The organism is Pseudomonas sp. R25(2017), assembly GCF_002112565.1.
Lineage (GTDB): Bacteria > Pseudomonadota > Gammaproteobacteria > Pseudomonadales > Pseudomonadaceae > Aquipseudomonas > Aquipseudomonas ekonensis.
The window spans coordinates 1-20,057 of sequence record NZ_NEHZ01000006.1; the positions used below are offsets into that span (position 1 = coordinate 1).

15 protein-coding genes are annotated in these 20,057 nt (G+C 64.0%); 10 read left to right on the forward strand and 5 right to left on the reverse strand.

The window, feature by feature from the left end:
* Window positions 1-741: 741 nt before the first annotated feature.
* Together CAG31_RS09155 and CAG31_RS09160 are read right to left on the reverse strand one after the other, a co-directional pair.
* On the reverse strand, window positions 742-3,153 hold the full coding sequence (locus CAG31_RS09155; RefSeq protein ID WP_085580114.1) for a glucose/quinate/shikimate family membrane-bound PQQ-dependent dehydrogenase: 2,412 nt from the start codon (window positions 3,151-3,153) through the stop codon (window positions 742-744).
* Between the two features lie 172 nt (window positions 3,154-3,325).
* On the reverse strand, window positions 3,326-4,687 hold the full coding sequence (locus tag CAG31_RS09160) for a carbohydrate porin (RefSeq protein ID WP_085580116.1): 1,362 nt from the start codon (window positions 4,685-4,687) through the stop codon (window positions 3,326-3,328).
* Window positions 4,688-4,965: 278 nt separating this feature from the next.
* On the opposite strand from CAG31_RS09160, the gene CAG31_RS09165 reads away from it, so the two are divergent.
* Both CAG31_RS09165 and CAG31_RS09170 read left to right on the forward strand, forming a co-directional pair.
* Window positions 4,966-5,196 carry a VF530 family DNA-binding protein gene (locus CAG31_RS09165; protein ID WP_085580118.1) on the forward strand — a complete coding sequence of 77 codons (231 nt, stop codon included), beginning with the start codon at window positions 4,966-4,968 and terminating at the stop codon, window positions 5,194-5,196.
* 1 nt (window position 5,197) lies between these two features.
* The gene (locus CAG31_RS09170) at window positions 5,198-5,848 is read left to right on the forward strand and encodes a Pr6Pr family membrane protein (RefSeq protein ID WP_085580120.1); all 651 of its coding nucleotides are present in this window, start codon (window positions 5,198-5,200) and stop codon (window positions 5,846-5,848) included.
* Between the two features lie 155 nt (window positions 5,849-6,003).
* On the opposite strand, the gene CAG31_RS09175 is transcribed toward CAG31_RS09170, so the two are convergent.
* Window positions 6,004-6,786 carry a siderophore-interacting protein gene (locus CAG31_RS09175; RefSeq protein WP_085580122.1) on the reverse strand — a complete coding sequence of 261 codons (783 nt, stop codon included), beginning with the start codon at window positions 6,784-6,786 and terminating at the stop codon, window positions 6,004-6,006.
* Window positions 6,783-7,358, reverse strand: a complete 576-nt coding sequence (locus CAG31_RS09180) for a PadR family transcriptional regulator (RefSeq protein ID WP_085580124.1) — start codon at window positions 7,356-7,358, stop codon at window positions 6,783-6,785. Before CAG31_RS09180 ends, CAG31_RS09175 begins: the two co-directional genes overlap by 4 nt.
* 525 nt (window positions 7,359-7,883) lie before the next feature.
* Here CAG31_RS09180 and CAG31_RS09185 point away from each other — a divergent pair.
* The 8 genes from CAG31_RS09185 to CAG31_RS09220 all read left to right on the forward strand — a co-directional run bounded on the left by CAG31_RS09185 (window position 7,884) and on the right by CAG31_RS09220 (window position 16,807).
* Window positions 7,884-8,375, forward strand: a complete 492-nt coding sequence (locus CAG31_RS09185; RefSeq protein ID WP_085580638.1) for a CS1 type fimbrial major subunit — start codon at window positions 7,884-7,886, stop codon at window positions 8,373-8,375.
* Between the two features lie 101 nt (window positions 8,376-8,476).
* The gene (locus CAG31_RS09190; protein WP_085580126.1) at window positions 8,477-10,999 is read left to right on the forward strand and encodes a TcfC E-set like domain-containing protein; all 2,523 of its coding nucleotides are present in this window, start codon (window positions 8,477-8,479) and stop codon (window positions 10,997-10,999) included.
* A gap of 33 nt (window positions 11,000-11,032) precedes the next feature.
* Entirely contained in the window at window positions 11,033-12,223 is a 1,191-nt protein-coding gene (locus CAG31_RS09195) for a hypothetical protein (protein ID WP_256575517.1), read from the forward strand.
* 40 nt (window positions 12,224-12,263) lie between these two features.
* A complete protein-coding gene (locus CAG31_RS09200; protein WP_085580130.1) occupies window positions 12,264-13,007 on the forward strand; it encodes a pilus assembly protein in 744 nt (247 codons plus the stop codon).
* Window positions 13,008-13,036: 29 nt separating this feature from the next.
* Window positions 13,037-13,537, forward strand: coding sequence for a CS1 type fimbrial major subunit (locus tag CAG31_RS09205; RefSeq protein WP_085580132.1), 501 nt, complete (start codon window positions 13,037-13,039; stop codon window positions 13,535-13,537).
* Window positions 13,538-13,602: 65 nt separating this feature from the next.
* The gene (locus tag CAG31_RS09210) at window positions 13,603-14,106 is read left to right on the forward strand and encodes a CS1 type fimbrial major subunit (protein WP_085580135.1); all 504 of its coding nucleotides are present in this window, start codon (window positions 13,603-13,605) and stop codon (window positions 14,104-14,106) included.
* Between the two features lie 190 nt (window positions 14,107-14,296).
* Window positions 14,297-15,505: a hypothetical protein gene (locus tag CAG31_RS09215; protein WP_085580137.1), complete on the forward strand. Its 1,209-nt coding sequence runs from the start codon at window positions 14,297-14,299 to the stop codon at window positions 15,503-15,505.
* Between the two features lie 57 nt (window positions 15,506-15,562).
* Complete coding sequence (locus CAG31_RS09220; RefSeq protein WP_085580139.1) at window positions 15,563-16,807, forward strand: hypothetical protein; 1,245 nt, start codon at window positions 15,563-15,565, stop codon at window positions 16,805-16,807.
* Here the strand turns inward: CAG31_RS09220 and CAG31_RS09225 are convergent.
* Entirely contained in the window at window positions 16,804-19,938 is a 3,135-nt protein-coding gene (locus CAG31_RS09225) for a transglycosylase domain-containing protein (protein ID WP_085580141.1), read from the reverse strand. The genes CAG31_RS09220 and CAG31_RS09225 overlap by 4 nt on opposite strands.
* Window positions 19,939-20,057: the final 119 nt, after the last annotated feature.

The following is a 20,057-nucleotide window of genomic DNA, read 5'->3' on the forward strand; positions in this document are numbered from 1 at the left end:
GGGTGGGTGGTTTCAATGGGGGGAGGTGTTTCTGGGTGTGTGTTCAGGGTTTTGACAGGGTTTGGGGTTGGGTTGGCCTTGGCGGCCTTTGGGCCGACCAGGTTGGGGGTGTTTGGTGTGTATATCCGTTGCTTCGGGTGTGGCGGCTGGCGGTTCCGCCCTTACGGCGGGTCACTTTTGGCAGACGCCGGAATGCCGGCCCAGCCCAAAGTAACCAAAAGGTCTGGCCCCGGCGTACGGCCCCTCGCTGAGGCTCGGGGGTTCTTTCGCTCCGGGATTCATCCGGGGGCATCGGCTACGGTTTGCTTCGCTGCACCTCCTTGCGATGTGTTTGGCTGCGCCAAACGGCGCTGCGCGCCCACCCCCGGATGAACCCCTCCGCTCAGCCTTCCGAAGGGGCCGGCAGATCAAGATCAAAAGCGAGGCGAGCTGACACTCGGCCTTTTGAGAGGCGCGCGATGGCGGACTGACAGCCGACCTGTTTCTGACTGCCCGACACAATTCCCTGTGGGAGCTGCGGTGCGACGACTCGACTTGCCAGCGATGACGGCCTACCAGCCGACCAATCCCTCCCAGACCACCTCAATCTTCTGTGGGAGCCAGCCTGCTGGCGATGACGGCCTGGCAGCCGACCAATCCCTACCTGGCACACCCACTCCCAAAAGGCTTGCAGTGTTCCGCCGCCAACAAAAAAGGCGATGCCCACACCGGGCATCGCCTTTTCCTTATTGCCGCTGACGCTTATTCGGACAGTTTGTAGGCAATCACATAGTCACCCATCTTGGTGCCCAGCGAGCCGTGGCCGCCGACCACCAGCAGGACGTATTGCTTGCCGTCCTTGCCGGTGTAGGTCATCGGGGTGGCTTGGCCGCCGGCCGGCAGGCGGGATTTCCACAGTTCCTTGCCGGTGTTGACGTCATAGGCGCGCAGGTACTGGTCCAGGGTGCCGCTGAGGAAGCCGACGCCGCCGGCGGTGACGATCGAGCCGCCCATGCTCGGCACGCCCAGGGTCAGGCCGATCGGCAGCGGCGAGCTGTCGCGGCTGGTGCCGTTCTTGCGTTTCCACACGACTTTGCCGGTGGTCAGGTCGATGCCGGCCACGTAGCCCCAGGCCGGGGCCTGGCACGGTACGCCGAACGGCGACATGAACGGGTGCATGATCACGGCGTACGGTGCGCCGGTGTTCGGCTGCACGCCGGCGGTCTCGCTTTCGCGCTTGCTGCCGGCGGCGACTTGGGCGCGCGGCACCATCTTCGAGACGAAGGCCATGTAGTTCGGGCTGGTGAACAGCATCTGGCGGACCGGATCCACCGAGACGCCGCCCCAGTTGAACACGCCCACGTTGCCCGGATACACCAGGCTGCCTTGCTCGGACGGCGGGGTGTACTGGCCTTCGTAGCGCAGTTCCTTGAACTGGATGCGGCACAGCATCTGGTCGAACGGGCTGGCGCCCCACATGGCTTTTTCGGTGAGTTCCGGGGCCAGCAGGTTCAGGTCCGAACGGGCCTGGGTCGGCGCGGTGCGGTCACCCTTCACGGCGCCCTGCGGCACCGGGATTTCGCGGATCGGGATGATCGGCGTGCCGTCGCGGCGGTCGAGGACGTACAGGCTGCCTTGCTTGGTCGGGGCGATCAGCGCAGGTTTCACGCCGTCGGCGGTTTTCATGTCCAGCAGGGTCGGCTGGCTGCCGACGTCCATGTCCCACAGGTCGTGGTGGGTGAACTGGTAGTTCCAGCGCACCTTGCCGGTGGCCAGGTCCAGCGCGACGACGCCGGCGCTGAACTTCTCGGCGCCCGGGGTGCGGTCGGCGCCCCACTGGTCAGGGGTCTGGTTGCCCAGCGGCAGGTAGACCATGCCGAGCTTCTCGTCGACGCTGGCCAGCGACCACATGTTGGCCGAGTTGCGGCTGTAGGTCTGGCCCGGCGCCAGCGGTTCGGTGGCGTCCGGGTTGTTGCTGTCCCAGTTCCACACCAGGTGGCCGTCGCGCACGTCGTAGGCGCGGATCACGCCGGACGGCTCGTTGGTCGATTCGTTGTCGGTGACGTGACCGCCCATGATCACCAGATCGCGAGAGATCGCGGCCGGCGAGGTGGCGTAGTAGCCGCCCGGGGTGAACGGGCCGATGCCCTGGGTCAGGTCGACCACGCCGTTTTTGCCGAAGCCTTCGCAGACCTTGCCGGTGTCGGCGTTGAGGGCGATCAGGCGGGCGTCGGCGGTCGGCAGGTACAGGCGGCGCGGGCAGGCCTGGGCAACGGCCTTGCCGGCCTCGGAGATGACGGCGGACGCTGCGCCTTCAGCCTTGGCGTAGGCGGCTTCGTCGTAGTACGACACGCCGCGGCAAGTCATGTGGGCGAAGCCCTTGAAGCCCACCGGGCTCTTGATCTGCGGGTCGAAACGCCAGATTTCCTTGCCGGTGTCCGGATCCAGCGCCAGCACCTTGCTGTGGGCGGTGCAGGCATAGAGCATGCCGTTGGCCTTGAGCGGGGTGTTTTCGTTGGTCAGTTCCACCGGATCGTCGGCGGTCGGCAGGTCGCCGGTGCGGATGCGCCAGGCTTCCTGCAGCTTGCCGACATTGGCCGGGGTGATCTGCTTGAGCGGCGAATAGCGGTCGCCGAACTCGCTGCGGCCGTAGGCCTGCCAGTCGCCTTCAGGCATCTGCGGCGCGGTGCTGGTCATGTCGGCGGTGTCGCGGCCCAGTTCGCCCAGGGTTTCGCCCGGGTGGGTGAACTGGCTGGCCACGGCGCTGGCGCCGGCCAGGACGACGGCCACGCTCAGGGCGCCGGTGCCCAGCGGAGCAGGGCCATCCAGCAGCAGCGGACGGCGGAACCACGGCAGCAGCATGACCACGCCGAGGGCGAACCACAGCGCCAGGCGCGGCACCAGTTGCCACCAGTCCAGGCCGACTTCCCACAGGGCCCACGCGGTGCTGGCCAGCAGCACCACGGCGTACAGGCCCAGCGCCGCGCGGCGGGCGCGCAGCAGCAGGATGCCGGTGACCGCGATGCCGAGGCCCGCCAGCAGGTAGTACAGCGAACCGCCGAGCAGGCTCAGCTTGATCCCCCCGGCCAGCATGGCCAGGCCCATCAACAGAAGCAGAATGCCGAGCAGGCTCGGCAGCAGACGGCTTCGACTCGAGGCACCTTCAGTGCTCATAGTGTGATTCTCCGTGACGTTTCAAGAGACCCGCGCTGTAGTCACTGTAGATGACGATCCGGCGCGGGCATGGTTCAGATAAATCTGTCGGGGTGATGCCTGTTCCTGCAGGGACCGGCCTGCTGGCGATGGCGTCAGCGAGGACGGCTTCCACAGGTTCTTTGCGTGTTCCTCAGAATGACGACTGGATCTTGATCCCGCCGATCAGCGCGTCGTCGACCTTGTCCACGCCACCGGGGTGGCGGATGTACTGCAGGTTCGGGCGCACGGTCAGCCAGTTCGCCAGGTGCACGCCGTAATAGAGTTCGGCGCTGTATTCGGTGTCCTGGGGCGGCAGGAACGACGGGTCGTCGTAGTCGTAGACGGCGCGGGCCTGGTTGCTGGCCTCGGCGTTCTTGCGGTAGGCCGGGTTGACGTGCACGCGGGCCAGGGCGAAGCCGATGTCGTCCTTGGCGCGGGCGTCGAACAAGCCTTTGTAGACCAGGCCGGCCTGCACGTAGTTGTCGATGGCGTTGGTTTTCTTGTCGTGCATCGTGGCGTTGGCGAACAGGCTCAGGCCACGGCTGTTGTCGCTGGCGACGCTGGTGACCTGCTGCTGCGCGCCGAACCACACGCCGTGCTTGCTGGAGGCGCTGCGGTAGGCCTCGCCGCTCAGGGCCGCCGGCTGGCCGTTGCGGTCCTTGTAGGCGTCGGTGGCGTTGGCGCTGCTGTAGTAGTAGCCGGCGCGGTATTCGCCCGGCAGGCCCGCCAGCTTCGGCGTCCACACCAGTTCCACCGGCAGCACGGCGCCCTGGGTGCCGCTGCCGCTGAGCTTGAAGCCGTTGCCGCGGTCCAGGTTCGACGGGTTCTGCTCATAGGCACCCACCTGGGCGTACAGCTCCGGCGTCAGGTGATACTTGACCCGCAGCGCCCACTGGCTGACCGGCCAGTTGTACCAGATGCCGCCCACCCAGTTGCCGACCTGGGAGCCGCAGAACGCCAGGTTCTGGAAGTCGCAGGGGAAGCTGTTGAAGTCTTCGCCCTCGCCGAAGCGGCCGACCTTGATGTCGAGCTTGCGGTCGAAGAACTTCTGCTGATACCACATCTGCGTCAGGCGGGTGGTCTGGCCCCGGCCCCAGACTTCCTGGGCCGAGGTGAAGCCGCCCACGCGCGGGTCGTTGATGCGGTCGTTGCTGATGTTGTTGCCGCTGCGCTTGGTGATCGTCAGCTGAAATTCCGCGTCGTCCCAGCCGAGGATCTTTTGTAGGTCCAGGTGGGTGCCGAGGGCGAACTGGTCGCTGTAGCGCGCAGTGCGGTCGTGGTCGTAGCCGCCGTGCAGGTTGCTGCCCATCTCCCCGGTGTAGTCGAGCTTGAAGTCGTAGCCCTTCTGCGCGAGTTCGCTGCGGGTGCCGTTCCAGTCGCCGAGCATCCACGGCGAGTCACTGTCGAAGGCCGGAGCGGCCTGGGCGCAGGTGGCAAGGCCCAGGGCGGTGCAGCCGCCGAGCAGGCGGAGGGTTGAGACAGCGCTGTCTCTGAGGGGCGGAAAATCAGGCATGAAGAGGTCTTTCTTGATCGTTTTTGGGGATTGGAGGGGCCGCTACGATATGTCGCAGGCAGTGAAGCGATTCAGCGGCCGGGCGGCAGGATAATGTCCTGTTACAAAAACACAAAGCGCTTTTGCTGACATGGATCATTTCGGATTCGGTAACAGTCCGCTAAGGGCGCCCGGCCGGTGGCGCATCACCTACATTTAAGGAAGCCGCGCTTCCCCCAGCCCGAGCCCTCGGCTAAGGTGCGCGGCTTCTGCGTCTTCACTTCGCCCAAAGGCCCGGCATGAACGAACACAACCCCGATCCGCTGCACGGCGTGACCCTCGAACAGATCCTCACCGCGCTGGTGGCCCATTACGAATGGTCGGGGCTGGCCGAGCGCATCGACATCCGCTGCTTCAAGAGCGATCCGAGCATCAAGTCGAGCCTGACCTTCCTGCGCAAGACCCCGTGGGCCCGGGAAAAGGTCGAGCGCCTGTACGTGAAGCTGATGCGCACCAAGCGCCCGCTCTGACATGGACGCCGTGCTGCGGCGACGGTGGGTCACCCTGGCGGCCGTGCTCGGCTGGGGCGGCCTGGGCATTCAGCTGTACCTGATCCTGTTCGCGCGCTGGAGCGTCGGCGCCAGCCTGCTGGGCGGTATGGTGAGCTACTTCAGTTACTTCACGATCCTCACCAACACCCTGGCGGCGACGGTGCTGACCTGCGCGGTGACCCGCCGCGAGTCCGCCGCCCGGCGCTGGTTCCTGCAACCGTCCGTGTGCGGTGCGGTGGCGGTGAGCATCGCGGTGGTGGGGCTCGCCTACAGCCTTCTGCTGCGTCACCTGTGGCATCCGCAGGGTTGGCAGTTCATCGCCGATGAACTGTTGCATGACGTCATGCCTTTGGTGTTTCTGGCGTACTGGTGGTTTTGCGTGCCCAAGGGGACGCTGCGTCTGAAGCACCTGCCGCTGTGGCTGATCTACCCGCTGGGGTACTTCGCCTATGCGCTGTGGCGCGGGCATCTGCTGGGGGCGTATGCGTATCCGTTCATCGATGTGGCGACGCTGGGTTATCCACAGGTGTTCATCAATGCCGGGGAGATTCTGGCGGGGTTTGTGCTGATCGCGTTGGCGGTGATCGGGATCGACCGCTGGAAGGGGCGGGGCTTGCGGGGCCTGGACTGACGCCATCGCCAGCAGGCTGGCTCCCACATTTGTTCTGCGGTGACCGCAAATGCTGCGTCCAACCGAGCTCCCTGCGGGAGCCAGCCTGCTGGCGATGACGACGGCACATCCGGCATCGATGTGTCAGGCAGACCGCCATCGCCAGCCGTTGGGCGTCACTCCGCTTCGGAGCCTTCGGCGCGCCAGTACCCGACGGCCTTGACGAACTGCTCGTCCAGCCCGTGATCGTCGAGAAGCACCCGGCGGATCTGCCGTGAGACTTTGGTTTCCGTCGCGACCCAGGCGTACAGATTGTCCTTGGGCACCTGCAACTGACGCACGGTGGCCAGCAGGTTGTCCTTGCCGCCTTCGCGCAGCACCCAGATCACGTTGACCTGCGCCGGGCTTTCCAGCGTCTGCTGTTCCTTGCCGTTCTCCACCTCGACCACCACCAGGGCCTTGCGGTTGGCGGCCAGGCCTTCCAGGCGCCGGGCGATGGCGGGCAGGGCGGTTTCGTCGCCGATCAACAGGTAGCTGTCGAAGATGTCCGGCACGATCATCGAGCCGCGCGGGCCGCCGATGTGCAGGAACTGGCCGGGCTTGGCCTGCTCGGCCCAGGTCGAGGCGGGGCCGTCGCCGTGCAGGACGAAGTCGATGTCCAGTTCCAGCGAGTCGAGGTCGTAGCGGCGCGGGGTGTAGTCGCGCATTTCCGGCATCGGGCCGTCCTTGCCGGCGCCGAGCACCAGGGTCTCCAGCGCGGCCGCCTGTTCGGCGTTCTGCGGGAACAGCAGCTTGACATGGTCGTCGGTGCCGAGGCTGACGAACCCGGCCAGTTCCGGGCCACCGAGGGTGATGCGGCGCATGCGCGGGGTCAGGTCGACCACCCGCAGCACTTGCAGGTGGCGGCGTTTGATTTCGTGCATGACCCGGTGGATGGCGGGCGCGGTCACTTCAGTCATTCGGTTTTCTCCTGGACGGGTTGAACGGCCGGGCCGTCGACGATGGCCTTGGCGGTGTCGTTGAGCAGGGCGGCGACGCGGTGGATCTCTTCCGGGCTCCAGCGTCCGTGGTGCATTTGCAGGGCATGGCGCAGGTTGTGCACCGCTTCGTGGATCTGCGCCGGGCGGTCATGGCCGCGCAGCGAGCGTTTGCTGACATCGATGCGCACCCGCACGCCTTCAAGGGCGACGGCCTGATCGCTCAGGGACTGACGGCCGGCGTCGGTCACGCTGTAGCGTTTTTTCCCGCCTTCGGCGTCGCCCAGGATCAGTTCGCTTTCCTCCAGGAAGGTCAGGGTCGGATAGATCACGCCAGGGCTGGGGCTGTAAGCCCCGTCGAACATGCCTTCGATCTGTCGGATCAGGTCATAGCCGTGGCAGGGCTGGTCGGCGATCAGCGCCAGCAGCAGCAGTTTCAGGTCGCCGGGGGCGAACACCCGCGGGCCGCGGCCGCCGCGTTCGCGGCCGGGTCGCCTTTCGAAGCCGTCGTGGCCGTTGCCGTGTTCGCGGTGGGGGGAATGATGGTCTCTCATTGGGCTTTCTCTCGTCGTGTTTAGATACAACTTAAGATATATCTTTGAGGTTCTGCAAGCGCGACCGACCGAAGGCGTGGCTGTCGATCAAGGAGGGGTGGCGAAAATGTCGTTTGAAATGGCGCTTTCGTCTCTCTATAAAAAGCCGGATGCGGAGGCAAAAAAACCGAGATTAGTGTTAACTCTCTAAAACATCCGTTTTCGCCTTTATTTATTGAAAGTGTCGTATCCGTCTGACAGAAGTTCCTGAGGCGTTTGCGCAGGTTTTAATTTGTGAAGTGGCTTCGTGTAGTCTGGCTCTTACAGTTGCTCAGTGTTTTTCTGAATTTTCCAGTATTTTTCTTTCTGCTTCCGTGGCACACGGGCTACGCCACTGTGGGAACTTGCCTGCTTACTTCAAAGATGAATTGCTTGAACATTGTTCGGCGTTGGAAGTTCTGCGGAACATAAAACTGCTCGTGACGGTTTTTGTTCTTTTGCAACTTTCAATGAACCGAAAACCTTATAGAGACAGGTACTGAAATGATGTTCAAGAAATTCGCAATCGCCGCTCCACTGGCCGTTCTCGCGCTGGGTTCCTCCATGGCGTTCGCCGCGGGTGAGGCCCGTCATTCGATCAGTCTGGTCGCCCATGTTCCCACCAACGGTTTCTATGTGGTTCCGACCGACTTCGACTTGGTCAACAAGGATCAGGACATGAGCTATCAGCCGAGCACTGGCAAGATGCGCGAAGTCAATGGTTTCTTCGACGTACGCAATAACAACGGTTCGGTTCATGCGAGCCTTGAAAGTGTTCCGCAACTGATCTACGGAAACGAAGTCATCGACCTTAAAGTTGAGTTCAACAATAAAGAGCTCAACCAGACCCCGCAAATGGTGGTCGGTGAGTCCGAATCCGATGTCAACTACCGCGCGCCGCTGAAAATCAGTGCCAAAGGCAACAACTTCCAGCCGGGCGATTACACCGGTGTCGTCGCCATGACGTTTGACGCTGTCCCTCCTGTGATCACGCCTTGATCGGGCGATCTGCGCTGACGGCTCAGTAACGTTTTCGGCGGGACGAACCGACCGGTTTGTCCCGCCGGACTCCAACCCGTTCGAAATCAGAGTAAGCGTTCATGTTCCCGATGACACCCATCGCGGTTGCACTTGCGTTGTTGTTTTGCGGTAGCGCGGCGGCAGCCCCCGTTTCCTTGGGTACGACACCTCGCGGTCTGCTGGCGCAAGCCAAGGGTTTGCCGGCGGATTTCGAGCAGCATTTTTTTGATGTGCCGCTGGCGGTCAGGGTCGAACTCGATCAGCAACCCCTGGGCGAGGCGCTGGTGGTGCTGTCGCGCGACGACCGCATCACGCTCCTTGAATTCACCGACACCAGCGAGAACCGCTACGGCCCCGCCGAGCGGGAGAAGTGGGCGGCCTACCTCAAGGGCGGCGTGTCGCTGGGGGATTGCACCGGGTCTTGTCCGGATCAGGTGCTGGCGGTGCACTACAACCTGCAAAGCTCGCTGGTCTCGATCCTGACCCGCGACGCCGAGCGCGATCTCGAAGCCAAGCGCTACCACGATCAGCCCGAGGAAGGCAGCAGCGGCCTGATGTTGCGCAACCAGCTCAACCTCAACGGCGGCCAGGGCCAGGACACGGGCGGTCGTCTGGGCCTGGAGGCCAGCGGCAGCCTGGGCAACTGGAGCCAGACGTTCAACATGCAGATGGCCCGCATGGGCGGCCCGGACGACAAGCTGTACCACGCCGTGCATGAGCTTTACACCCAGCGCGAACTGCAAGGCAGTTTCTTTCGCCTGGGCTATTTCACCCCAAACTCCGAAGGCCTGACCCGCCAGCCCCGTACGTTCGGCACCAGCCCCGACACGGCGGTCGGTGTGATGTACGGCAGCTCCGACAGTCTGGCCATCAACAGTGCGATGCCCAGCGTCTACCCGATCTACGTCACGGCCAACCGTCAGGGATCGGTGGAGATCTACCGCGACGGCTTGCTGATCAACACCCAATCGGTGCCTGCCGGCCTGCAGACCCTCGACACCCGGCCTTTGCCCGGCGGTATCTATGAAGTGGAAGTGCGCCTGGTCGAAGACGGCCAGATCACCTCCAGCACCCAGGAACTGGTCTACAAGCCGAGCAACTGGCGCAACCTCGACGAGCGCTGGCGCTACAACCTGTTCGCCGGCGAGGAAAGCAAACTGCTGAGCAACTGGGATCGGCAGGCCAGCGGCGACGTCACGGCAGGCGCATCGGTCAACTACCTGGCGCACCCGCGCGTGATTCTCGGGCTGTCGGCACGCCAGATCCGCGAGAAGCTGCAGTACGGCACGTCCATCGACTGGACGCTGGCCGACCGCATCAGCCTGTACGCCAACGCCTACCGGACCCAGGACCACGGCACCGGCCTGGATCTGCAGAGCCTGTTCAACTACGGGGCCGGCAGTGTGATCTTCAGCCACACCCGCAGTTGGCTGGACACCACCGACCTGTACGAAATCTTGCCCGACGGCACGCGGGTGCGCCAACGCAACGTGTTCGTCGGCCAGACCAGCAACTCGTCGCTGGCGGTCAACCACCGGCTCGACCAGCGCAATTCGCTGAACGCACGGGTGTCGCACAGCGAAGGCAACGTCGAGGGCATGGGGCTGGATCTGGGCTGGAGCCGGCGTGCGGTGCTGTTCGGCAACGACGCCAACTGGCGCCTGTCGCTGTTCGACCGGCCGGGCAGCTACAGCAGCGGCCAGGATCGCAACCGGGGCGTGGACCTGAGCCTGAACCTTGCGATCGGCGCACCGGGCCAGCAGTTGACCGGCAGCCTCGGTTCGCGCACCGCCCGTGACGGCGGGCGGGACAACAACGCTTCGTTCGGCTGGCGCAAAGACTTCAAGGATCACGTCCTGCAGAACGTTTCGGTGACGGCGCTGAGCGACACCTATGGCCTGGGCCTGACGAGCCTGGCCAATTTTCGCACCGACACCGTCAACGGCGACGGTTTCATCCAGCGCTCCTCGTACAACGACAACTTCACCGGCGGCCTCAACCTCGACAGCACGCTGGTGGTGGGCGGACAGACACTGATGATGACCAGTGAATACGAAATGCGCGGGGCCGGGATGATCGTCGATGTGGAATCGGACATCGAAGGCATCGTCCTGCGCGCCGATGACCTCAGCGGAGGCGGCGCGGCGCTGAAGCCGGGGCGCAATTTCATCCCGTTGACCGCGTACCGCAACAGTTCCGTGAGCTTCGATTTCGAGGGCCACCACGTGCCGGCCGCCACCATCGCCCCGGCGCGCACCCGTTACCACTTGAACAAGGGGGGTGTGGATTACCGCCAGGTCCGGGTGATGAAGACCCTGACCGTGCTCGGTCGCTTGGTGGACGGGCAAGGCCGGCCGCTCAAGGGCCATCACGTGATCAACCACGCCAGCCGCGGCGTCACGGAAGTCGACGGGTTTTTCTCGATGGAGATGAACGCCGGGTCGCCGACCCTTGAGGTGCGGCGGGAGAACAATTTGCTGTGCCAGTTCCGGCTGAACGAGAAGGATCATCGCAGCGAGAACAACGTGCTGATGATCGGGGATCTGCGCTGCACGCCGGACACCCTGGCCGATCTTTCCTCCACCGAGCAGAAAGCGGGCTGACCCATGAGACGATTGAGGGAGAGGCTGTGCCTGATGGCGGTGCTGTGGACGTCGTCGGCGCAGGCGGCCAACCACGAAATCAGGGCAAGGTTTCAGCCCGACTCGTCGCAGCCGAACAAGAATGAGTTCGTCAACCAGACGCCGAACAGCGGGTACTGCGCCACCTACCCGGACATTTGCAAGCGTGACGGCATATTCAGTATTCAGATGCCGGTTCGTTTCGATTCCGCCCGGCCGCTTCCTGTCGGTGAAACCGTGGGGGTGAAGGTGCCCGCCGACTGGCGGCGTTTGACGGTCACCCATCGGGACACGGGGCAAACCGAAACCGTTGAGATACGCATCAGCGGTGTCGGATCGACGTATGTCCTGAGCGAGTCGGCCGAGAGTCTGGTGGGGGAAAGCGGCACGCCGATTCTGGGGCACTGGAAACTGTGGAGCGGCACCTGGGTCAATGCGCCGGCGCCGTGCGTTGTCACTGGCGTGGGCGCCTATACGCCCACCACCTATCGGTTTTTTTGGCGGACTCCGGTTCAGGAGGCGTGCATCAAGCAGCCGGCTTACCCGATCCCGCACATGTATTTCAGTATGCTCGATATCGCCTACGAACTGCGCACGCCGAACCCGCTTGGCATGTCGTCCGGCGAATACACCGGTTCGCTGGCCTACAGAATGGGGCCTTCAGCCGCAGGCGACGGTTTCGAAATGGGGGCGCTGGTTCCGGACGACGATACGTTGGCCCTGGACTTCGTGCTGGACGTGCAGCACACCCTCAAGGCCGAATTGCCGCCGGGCGGCAACAAGGTCGTGATGGAGCCGGTGGGAGGATGGCAGCGCTGGCTGGAGTCCGGGCAGCGTCCGACCGAGATCTACCGCGACCAAGCGTTTTTCCTGTCCGCCTCGTCGCGGTTCAAGGTCATGCTGGTCTGCGACATCCAGCCTGTTTTCCAGGGGCCGTGCCTGTTCTCGAACCGCGACGGCGCCTATTCCAGTTTTCAGGTCTCGCTCACGCTGCCGGCAGGCATTGGCGGCCCGGGCGGCGGCGACCGGTGGAGCGGTCCGCTGGTGCACAATCAATGGACAGGCCCCTTCGAGCCTGCCCGCTACATCGACCGGAAGCCTGCAGCCCTGCGTTTTTTCGTCGTTCCCCAGGCCATTCCGGCACTGATCGGTTACGGCGGCACGTTCCAGGGCGGCGTCACCATCATTCTGGATTCGGAAGTGTGAATCCGGGTTCTTCCCTCTCATTCTCAAAGGATCGAAGACGATGAAACGTCTGTGTTTGCTGTGGGTGTTCGGCGGATTCTGCGCAACGGCAAGCGCCGGCCCGCAGATCAATGTCGGCACGGTGTACGACTATCTGGACGGCGCCCAGAGCACCTACCTCAAGCGTGTGTTCAACAGTGGCGACAGCACCGCGTTCGTCAAGGTCAATGTGCTGGAGATCGTCTACGACAGCGACGGCACGCCCAGGGAAATCCCGGTCGAGGCCGCCTCCGGCGGCAGCCTGCGCAACGGGCTGATGGCCAGCCCGGCGCGGCTGATCATCCCGGCGGAGGGCATGCAGGGCACCCGTTTGCTGTACATGGGCGAGCGTGACCGTGAGCGCTATTTCCGGGTGCGCTTCGTGCCGGTGGTGCCGGAGAAGGAAGATGATTTCGTGGTCTCCAGCGAGGAGCGCGAAGACTACAAGAAGAGCCTGTCGGCGGGCGTCAACGTGATGACCGGGTTCGGTACGGTGTTTTTCGTGCGACCGGCCAGCACACGGTATGACACGGTGCTCAACGATACGGACACCCGCTATGAAGTGCGCAACAACGGCAACACGGTAGTGGTGGTCGATGAGTTCAAGAGCTGCTCGCTGAGCGACGAGGCCGATTGCGGCGCCACCGTCAAACACCATGTGATGGCCGGGCGTACTTTCAGCTTCGACAAGGAAAAGGGGCGCGAGTACCGCTTCAAACTGGTCGAGGGCGAGCGCCGGCAAGACATGAAGGTTGTCAGCCGATGACCTCGGCGCATGACGCAACAGGGAGCAACATGAACAAACCCTGCGCTTTCGCCCTCCTGGCGGCTATCGCCGGAGCGTTCGCCACCCACGCTTGGGCGGCTCGGGAAACGCTCGACATCGACGTGTCGGTGACCGTCCCTACCCGTGGGTTCTACATCCTGCCGGCGGAGCCCGACTGGATCCATCGCCAGCAGATCCTGCAATGGAACTACCCGGACTCGACGCTGGGTGGCTTGAGCAAGAACTTTGATGTCCGGCACGACACCAGCGCGATCGAGGCGCGCCTGGAAAGCGTGCCGTACCTGTCGACGGGCAGGGCGGGCGAGGAGATCGGCCTGCGCGTGCGCTTCAACAGCGTCGAGCTGAGCGCCGATCCGGGCTTTCGCCAGGTGCTGACCAAGGACGAAGCGGCGGCGGGCAAGCGGGTGCCGTTGGAGATCGACCCGATCATGCCGGCCGGCGGCTACAAGCCTGGCGAGTACAGCGGCAATGTGCTGCTGCTGTTCAACGCCAATGCACCGGCAGGCTGAGCAGGGCCGACCGGCCGTGGGTGCCGTCGGGGAGACGGCGTGCGTATCGATGCGAGGGAATTGACATGATCAAGCAAGTGACCGTTGCCGTGTCCGTAGGCGTTTCGGCATTGCTGGCCTGCGCGGCATTCGCGGCGCAGGAGAAACGCCTCTTCGAAGTGTCCATCGACATTCCGGCCCTGGAGTTCTACGTGATCCCCAGCGAGTCGGACTGGATCCACCTTGCGCAGCACCTGCCATGGCGTCCGGCCACATCGACGCTGGGCGGCTTGCGCAAACAGTTCGATGTCAAGACCGACAGCAGCGCCATCGAAGCGCGGCTGGAGAGTTTTCCCGTCTTGTCCGGCGGACAGGACGCCCGGGATGACATCAGCCTGCACGTCACCTTCAACGGTACGGAGTTGAGCAACAACCCGGTTCCCCGCCAAGTGGTGTCCCGCGAGGAAGCGGTGGCGGGCAAGCGCGTGCTGCTTGAAATCGTCCCCAGGATGAATGCCGACGGCTACAAGCCGGGCGACTACCACGGCAGCGTCAACATCATTTTCAACATAGCGGCGCCGGCGGGTTGACCACCGGGACGCACGAAACCATTTGCTCACCAGGAGCTGAACCATGACTTCACCCTTGAACAAGGCGAACCGGCAGGCCGGTCCATGCGACGGACCGCCACCGGAGGTGGCTTGCGGGTTGCCCCCTATGATCCATGCGCCGCAGACCCCGGCCGATATGACTGCTACCGAGCAGGAGGCAGGCTGACCCATGAAACGATCGAGTTGCTGGCTGGGACTGCTGGCGGTGTTGTTCCTGTCGCCGGCCCAGGCGCTCAATCTGGAGATCCGGGCGCTGTTTCGGCCTGATCCGTCACAGCCGGGTAAAAACCTGTTCGTCAACCAGACGCCGAACAGTGGCTACTGTGTGATTAACCCGGTCGAATGTGCGAACAACGGTATGTTCAGCATTGAGATACCCACCCGCTTCCATGTCGGGCGCGCGATCGTGCCGGGTGAGGGCGTCGGGATACAGGCACCGGCCAATTGGCGGCGGTTGACGGTGACCAACGCCATCACGGGCGACAGCGAAACTGTGGAGGTGCGCATCATCGGCATTGGCTCGACCTACAGGCTGTACCAGTCGGCCGCCAGCCTGGTGGGTGTGACCGATCCGCTTGAGGGGCACGAGAAACTCTGGTCCAGCAGTTGGGTCTACGCTCCCTCGCCGTGCACCTACAGCGGTGTCGCGTACTATTCGCCCGAGACCTACCGGTTCTTCTGGAAAGTCCCTGTCGAAAGCGCCTGCACGAAGGTGGCCGCCTACCGGATTCCGGCGATGGCGTTCGATAACCTCGATTTCGCTTATGAACTGCGTACGCCCAATCCTCTGGGCATGTCGTCGGGGCAGTACACCGGCTCCCTGACCTACACCCTGGGGCCTGCGGGCGATTTCCAGATGGGTTCGACGATGCATCCGGTCGACACCACGCTGACCCTCGACTTCGTGCTGGACGTGCAGCACACCCTCAAGGTCGAGCTGCCGCCGGGCGGCAACAAGATCGTGATGGAGCCGGCGGGAGGGTGGCAGCGCTGGCTGGAGTCGGGCAAAAAACCGGTGGAGGTTTTCCGCGAGCAGAAGTTTTTCCTGTCTGCCTCGTCACCCTTCAAGGTGATGCTGGTCTGCCACTGGTCCAGCGGTGGCCCCTGCAGCATGGGCAACGGCCAAGGGGGCGCTACCGAGTTTCAGGTGGGCTTGACGGTTCCGGGAGGCATCGTCGGCCCAGGCAACACCGACGGGTGGTCGGGCACATTGATGCATAACACTTGGTTGGGGCCCTTCGAACCTGCCCGCTACATCGACCGGCGACAAGGTGTCCTGCGTTTTTTCATCAAGGATGCCATGGCTATCGACCAATTGCTTTACACCGGCGGAACGCATCAGGGCAGCGTCACCATTATTCTGGATTCGGAGGTGTGAACCTCGGGGGTGACCGCCAATGGGCAGGGAACCGTTTACTCAGCAGGGAGCTGAATCATGACTTCACCATTGAACAAGGCGAGATGGCAGGCCGGCCTGTGCGGCTGGCTGCTGTCGACGGCGGCTTACGGGCTGACTCAGGAAATCCGTGCCGTGTACATTCCCGATCCGGCTGATCCGCAGACCAACAGGTTCGTCAACCAGACACCGCAGAGCGGTTACTGCGCCATCGTTGCCAATGATTGCAAGCCGATGTCAGGGGTGCGGATTCCTGTGCGTTTCAGTTCGGTGCAGGCGATGGAGCCGGGCCACACCTTGCGCGACGGCGCCATGTTTAATTTCCCGGCACAGTGGCGCAGCCTGGAAGTCAGGCATGTGTTCACTGGCGAGACGGCCACCGTGGGCATGCGCATCGGCGGACTCGGCTCTGAATATGTGCTGAGCGACACAGCCGCCAACTTGACCGGCGATCATGGGGGGATTCCCAACCGGGCCCACGATACCTTGTGGGGAGGTCGCAGTTGGGGCTCGGCGCCTCCACCGTGCCTGCCCGCAGCCGCGGCGGTCGCTGGCGACGACAATTACCGTTTCTTCTGGTTCACGCCTGTCATCGGCACTTGCGCCAAACAGACAGCCTTCACGATCCCGTGGATGACCTACAGCTACCTCGACGTGGCTTATGAGTTGCAAATGCCCGACCCGTTGAAAATGTCGGCGGGCCTCTACACAGGTGAACTGACCTACGGCGTGGGGCCCGGCATGGATTTCGACACCGGCGACAACCTGCTGCCCGACAGCTCGCAGGTCACCTTTCGCTTCGTGCTGGATGTGCAGCATGTTCTGAAGGTCGATATTCCACCGGGCGGCAACAAGGTCGCGCTGGTGCCGCAGGGCGGCTGGAGCGCTTGGTTGCACCAGGGTCGCAAGCCGGAGCGGCTGTTCCGCGACCAGGCCTTCACCATCACCTCCTCGTCGCGGTTCAAGATGTTTTTCGAATGCCAGCACGGCGGGCTGCAGTCGTGCGGACTGCGCAGCCAGAACGGCGGCGGTGCGCCCGCCCAAGTGTTCCTGAGCGTCAGCCTGCCCGACAGCATCACGGACAGCGACGGCCGGCCGGTGCGCCGCCAGCCGCTGTCGGCAAACCCCGATGCTCCGGTCTTCCAGCCGGGGCGGTTCCTGGATCGCACCATGGGCACCCTGCATTTCGAAGTGCCGCGCAGCTACGTCGAGGACATGCTGCAACCCGGTCAGGCCAACCGCTACGTCGGCAACGTCACGGTGATCTGGGACTCGGAGGTCTAGCGGTCTCCCGTCACGGCCACGGTCGGTGTTGCGGGCGGCTGACATTGGGTGTGGGTACCCGGTTGCAGGTATGGCGTGAGGATCGGCGCCATGCCCTTGAGTACCTGCACCGGGAGGGCCGAGGTGAAGGTGAAGCTCTCTGCCGAGCGCCCAGGCACGAACGCGGTCAGGGTGCCGAAATGGTTGCTGCCTATATAGAACACGAACGTGGCAGTGCGGTTGAGCGACTTGGAACTGAGGATGCGCCCGCCGGAGCCGATGGCCTCGATACGGTTGTCGCCGGTGCCGGTCTTGCCGCCCATGGTCAGCGGGCTGCCGTCGGCCAGTTTGAAACTGCCGGAGACCCGTTTGGCGGTGCCTGAATCCACCACTTGGGAAAGCGCTTCGCGCATGGCGGTGGCAACCTCGGACGGCATGACCCGTTTGCCCACGTGCGGGTCACTCACCAGCCGTGTTTCGTAAGGCGTGTCGGCGGCGAAGTGCAGGCTGTCGATGCGCAGGGTCGGCATGCGCACGCCGTCGTTGAGGATGGTGCCGATCAGTTCGGCCAGCGCCGCCGGACGGTCGCCGGAGCTGCCGATGGCGGTGGCTAGGGACGGCACCAGGTGGTCGAACGGGTAGCCGACCTTCTGCCAGCGCTGGTGGATCTCCAGGAACGCCTCGATCTCCAGCATGGTGCGGATGCGGCTGTCGCGGGCCCCCTTGTGCTTGCTCTTGAACAGCCAGCTGTAGACCTCCTGGCGCTCGAACTGGCTGGCCTTGACGATCTGCTTGAAGTCGGCGTCCGGGTGGTTGAGCAGGTAGCCCATCATCCACAGGTCCAGCGGGTGCACCTTGGCGATGAAGCCCTGGTCCGGCAGGTCGTAGGTGCCGGGGCCGTAGGCCAGGTAGAGCCGTTCCAGGCGTTCGTCGGTGAGTTTCTCGGTGAGCTTGGCGCCCTTGAGGTGCGAGCGCACGAAGGTGTTGAAGTCTTCCTGGCTGGCATTGGGCAGCAGGTAGCGGTGCACGGCGGCCATGCGGATCGGGGTCGGGCGCATGCTGTCGAGGAAGGTGTCGAGGCGCGCCTGGGTGTCCTTGTTGCGGTATTTCTTCCAGAACTTGAGCAGGAACGAGGTGCCTTCGCGGTCGGCGAAGGAGGCCAGGTATTCCTGGCGCCGGGGGTCGCGGTCGTCCTTGAGCAGCTCGGCGCTGTTGTTGGGGCCGGAATAGGTGGTGTAGCGCACCAGGTCGCGCATCAGGCGGATGAACGGCAGGTTGATGGATTCGCGCAGGGCATCGCGCAGGGTCGGCATGCGGCCGTTGTCTTCCTTGCGGAAGTTGTGGAACACGTGCAGGCCGCCGCCGGTGAAGAACGCCTCGCCGGGGCTGGCCGAGTACTTGCGGTCGAGGGCGGCACCGAGCATTTTCGAGAGGTCGCGGTCCTTGTTCTCGATCAGGTAATCGACCGCCCAGCGGCTCAGGCGGTCCTGGTCGGGCACGTCGACCTTCTTCAGCTCCGGCACGCTCAGGCCGGCGTACTTGTCGTGCAGCTCGGCGATGATCTGCAGGTAGGTGGTCAGCACGCGCATCTTGGCCGTGGAGCCCAGTTCCAGTTTGCTGCCTTCGTTGATGTCGAAAGGCTGGTCGGTGCTGTCGGTCTGCACCCGCACGCGCGAGCCGTCCGGGGTCAGCTCGAACAGGGTGAAGCTGTAGCGCACCTGGGTGGTGCTGGTGGGCGTGAGCAGGCGCTCGCCGATCAGGCCGATCTGTTTGGCGAACTCGGGGTCGGCGAGTTTCTTCAGGTACTCGGTGGCCTGGGTCTGCAGATCGCCCTGCAGGGTGCTGGTGGCCGACAGGTCGAGGCGGTCGAGATCGTACAGCGGCCGGTTGAGCATCGTGGCCAGACGGCTGCGGGCGACGCTGATGCCTTTGTTGGTCTCGATCGGCTGGATGGTCGGCTGGGTCTGCCAGTCGCGGTAGCTCACCTTGCTGGCCAGCGCGGCTTCGGCCAGCGGGGCGTCGATCACGCCGTTCTGGCGCAGCAGGCGCAGGTGGCTGTCGGTGAGGTCGGCGAGTTCTTCGCGGCCCTTGGTCAGGTAATGGGACGGACGGCGCTGGGCGATCATCAGCGAGAGCATCTCGCGCAGGGCCAGGCCTTTGGCGGCCATGGTCTTGGCGTCGGCGGCGGGGCTGTTGAGCTGTTCGTTGGCCTCGGCGAAGTCGCTGCCGTACCACACCCGCAACCCCTCGGCCATGCCGTGCACTTCGCCGTGGCCGGGCACCGCCGACAGGGGCACGCTGTTGAGGTAGTCGCGCACGATGTTCTGCCGCGCCGCCAGGGTTTCAGGCCCTGCCTGATAGGCCCGCACGCTGGCGGAGATCATCTGGCGGATCTTCTCGGCGCCCGACACCGTCAGGCCGTCCGGCGAATGGCGGTATTTCTCCAGTTGCGTGGCCAGTGTGCTGCCGCCGGCGGACTGGCCGGGCAGGTGGAGCATCTTGGCCACCTGCGACCACGCGGCCATGCCGAAGCGCGGCCAATCCACCGCCGGGTTGGCCAGCGGTTGTTTGGGGTCGAGCAGGAAGCGGTTCTCGATGAACAGCAGGCTGTTGACCACCACCGGTGGAATCGAGTCGAAGCTGGCGTACAACTGTTGTGGATAGTTGTACTGGTACAGCGGTGCGGCGCGGCAGTCGGTGATCGACAGCCCCGCCTGGATCTTTTCGGAATAGGGCACGAACAGGCCCTTGTCGGTGTAGCCGAGCAGGGCCGGTGAAAAACGGGTCTGCTCGGTGATCACGTAGGAACGCTTGAGCAGGCGCGGCAGAAATTCGTCGAGGGCGCTGTAGCCCAGGCGCAGGTCGAACGGCCCGTTGCCGGGATAGCGGATCGCCTCGCTGGGGCCCTGTTCCAGCGTATAGGTCAAGGATTGCGCGTACTGGCTGACCTCGCGGGACTGAAAGCGCGAGGTGCGGATTTCCTTGGTCGCCGCCAGGCCCACCACCACGGCAATGATCAGCACCAGCAGCCAGAACGCCTTCCAGCCATGCCGGGTACGGCTGCGGGGCGGTTTTTCAGGGACAGGCGCTTGATCCACACGGTCAGTCGGAATCACGTTTTCACTCGAATCGGTCTGCAGCAAAGCGCCCATAGTCGATTGATCCATTCACGCAGATTGATCGGACTTGTCTGAAGCTTAGACGGTGGTTGGAACAGGTGAAAATTTTGTGATGGAACGAGCGGTGGCCGCTGCCGCCCGGTCGGGGGTGA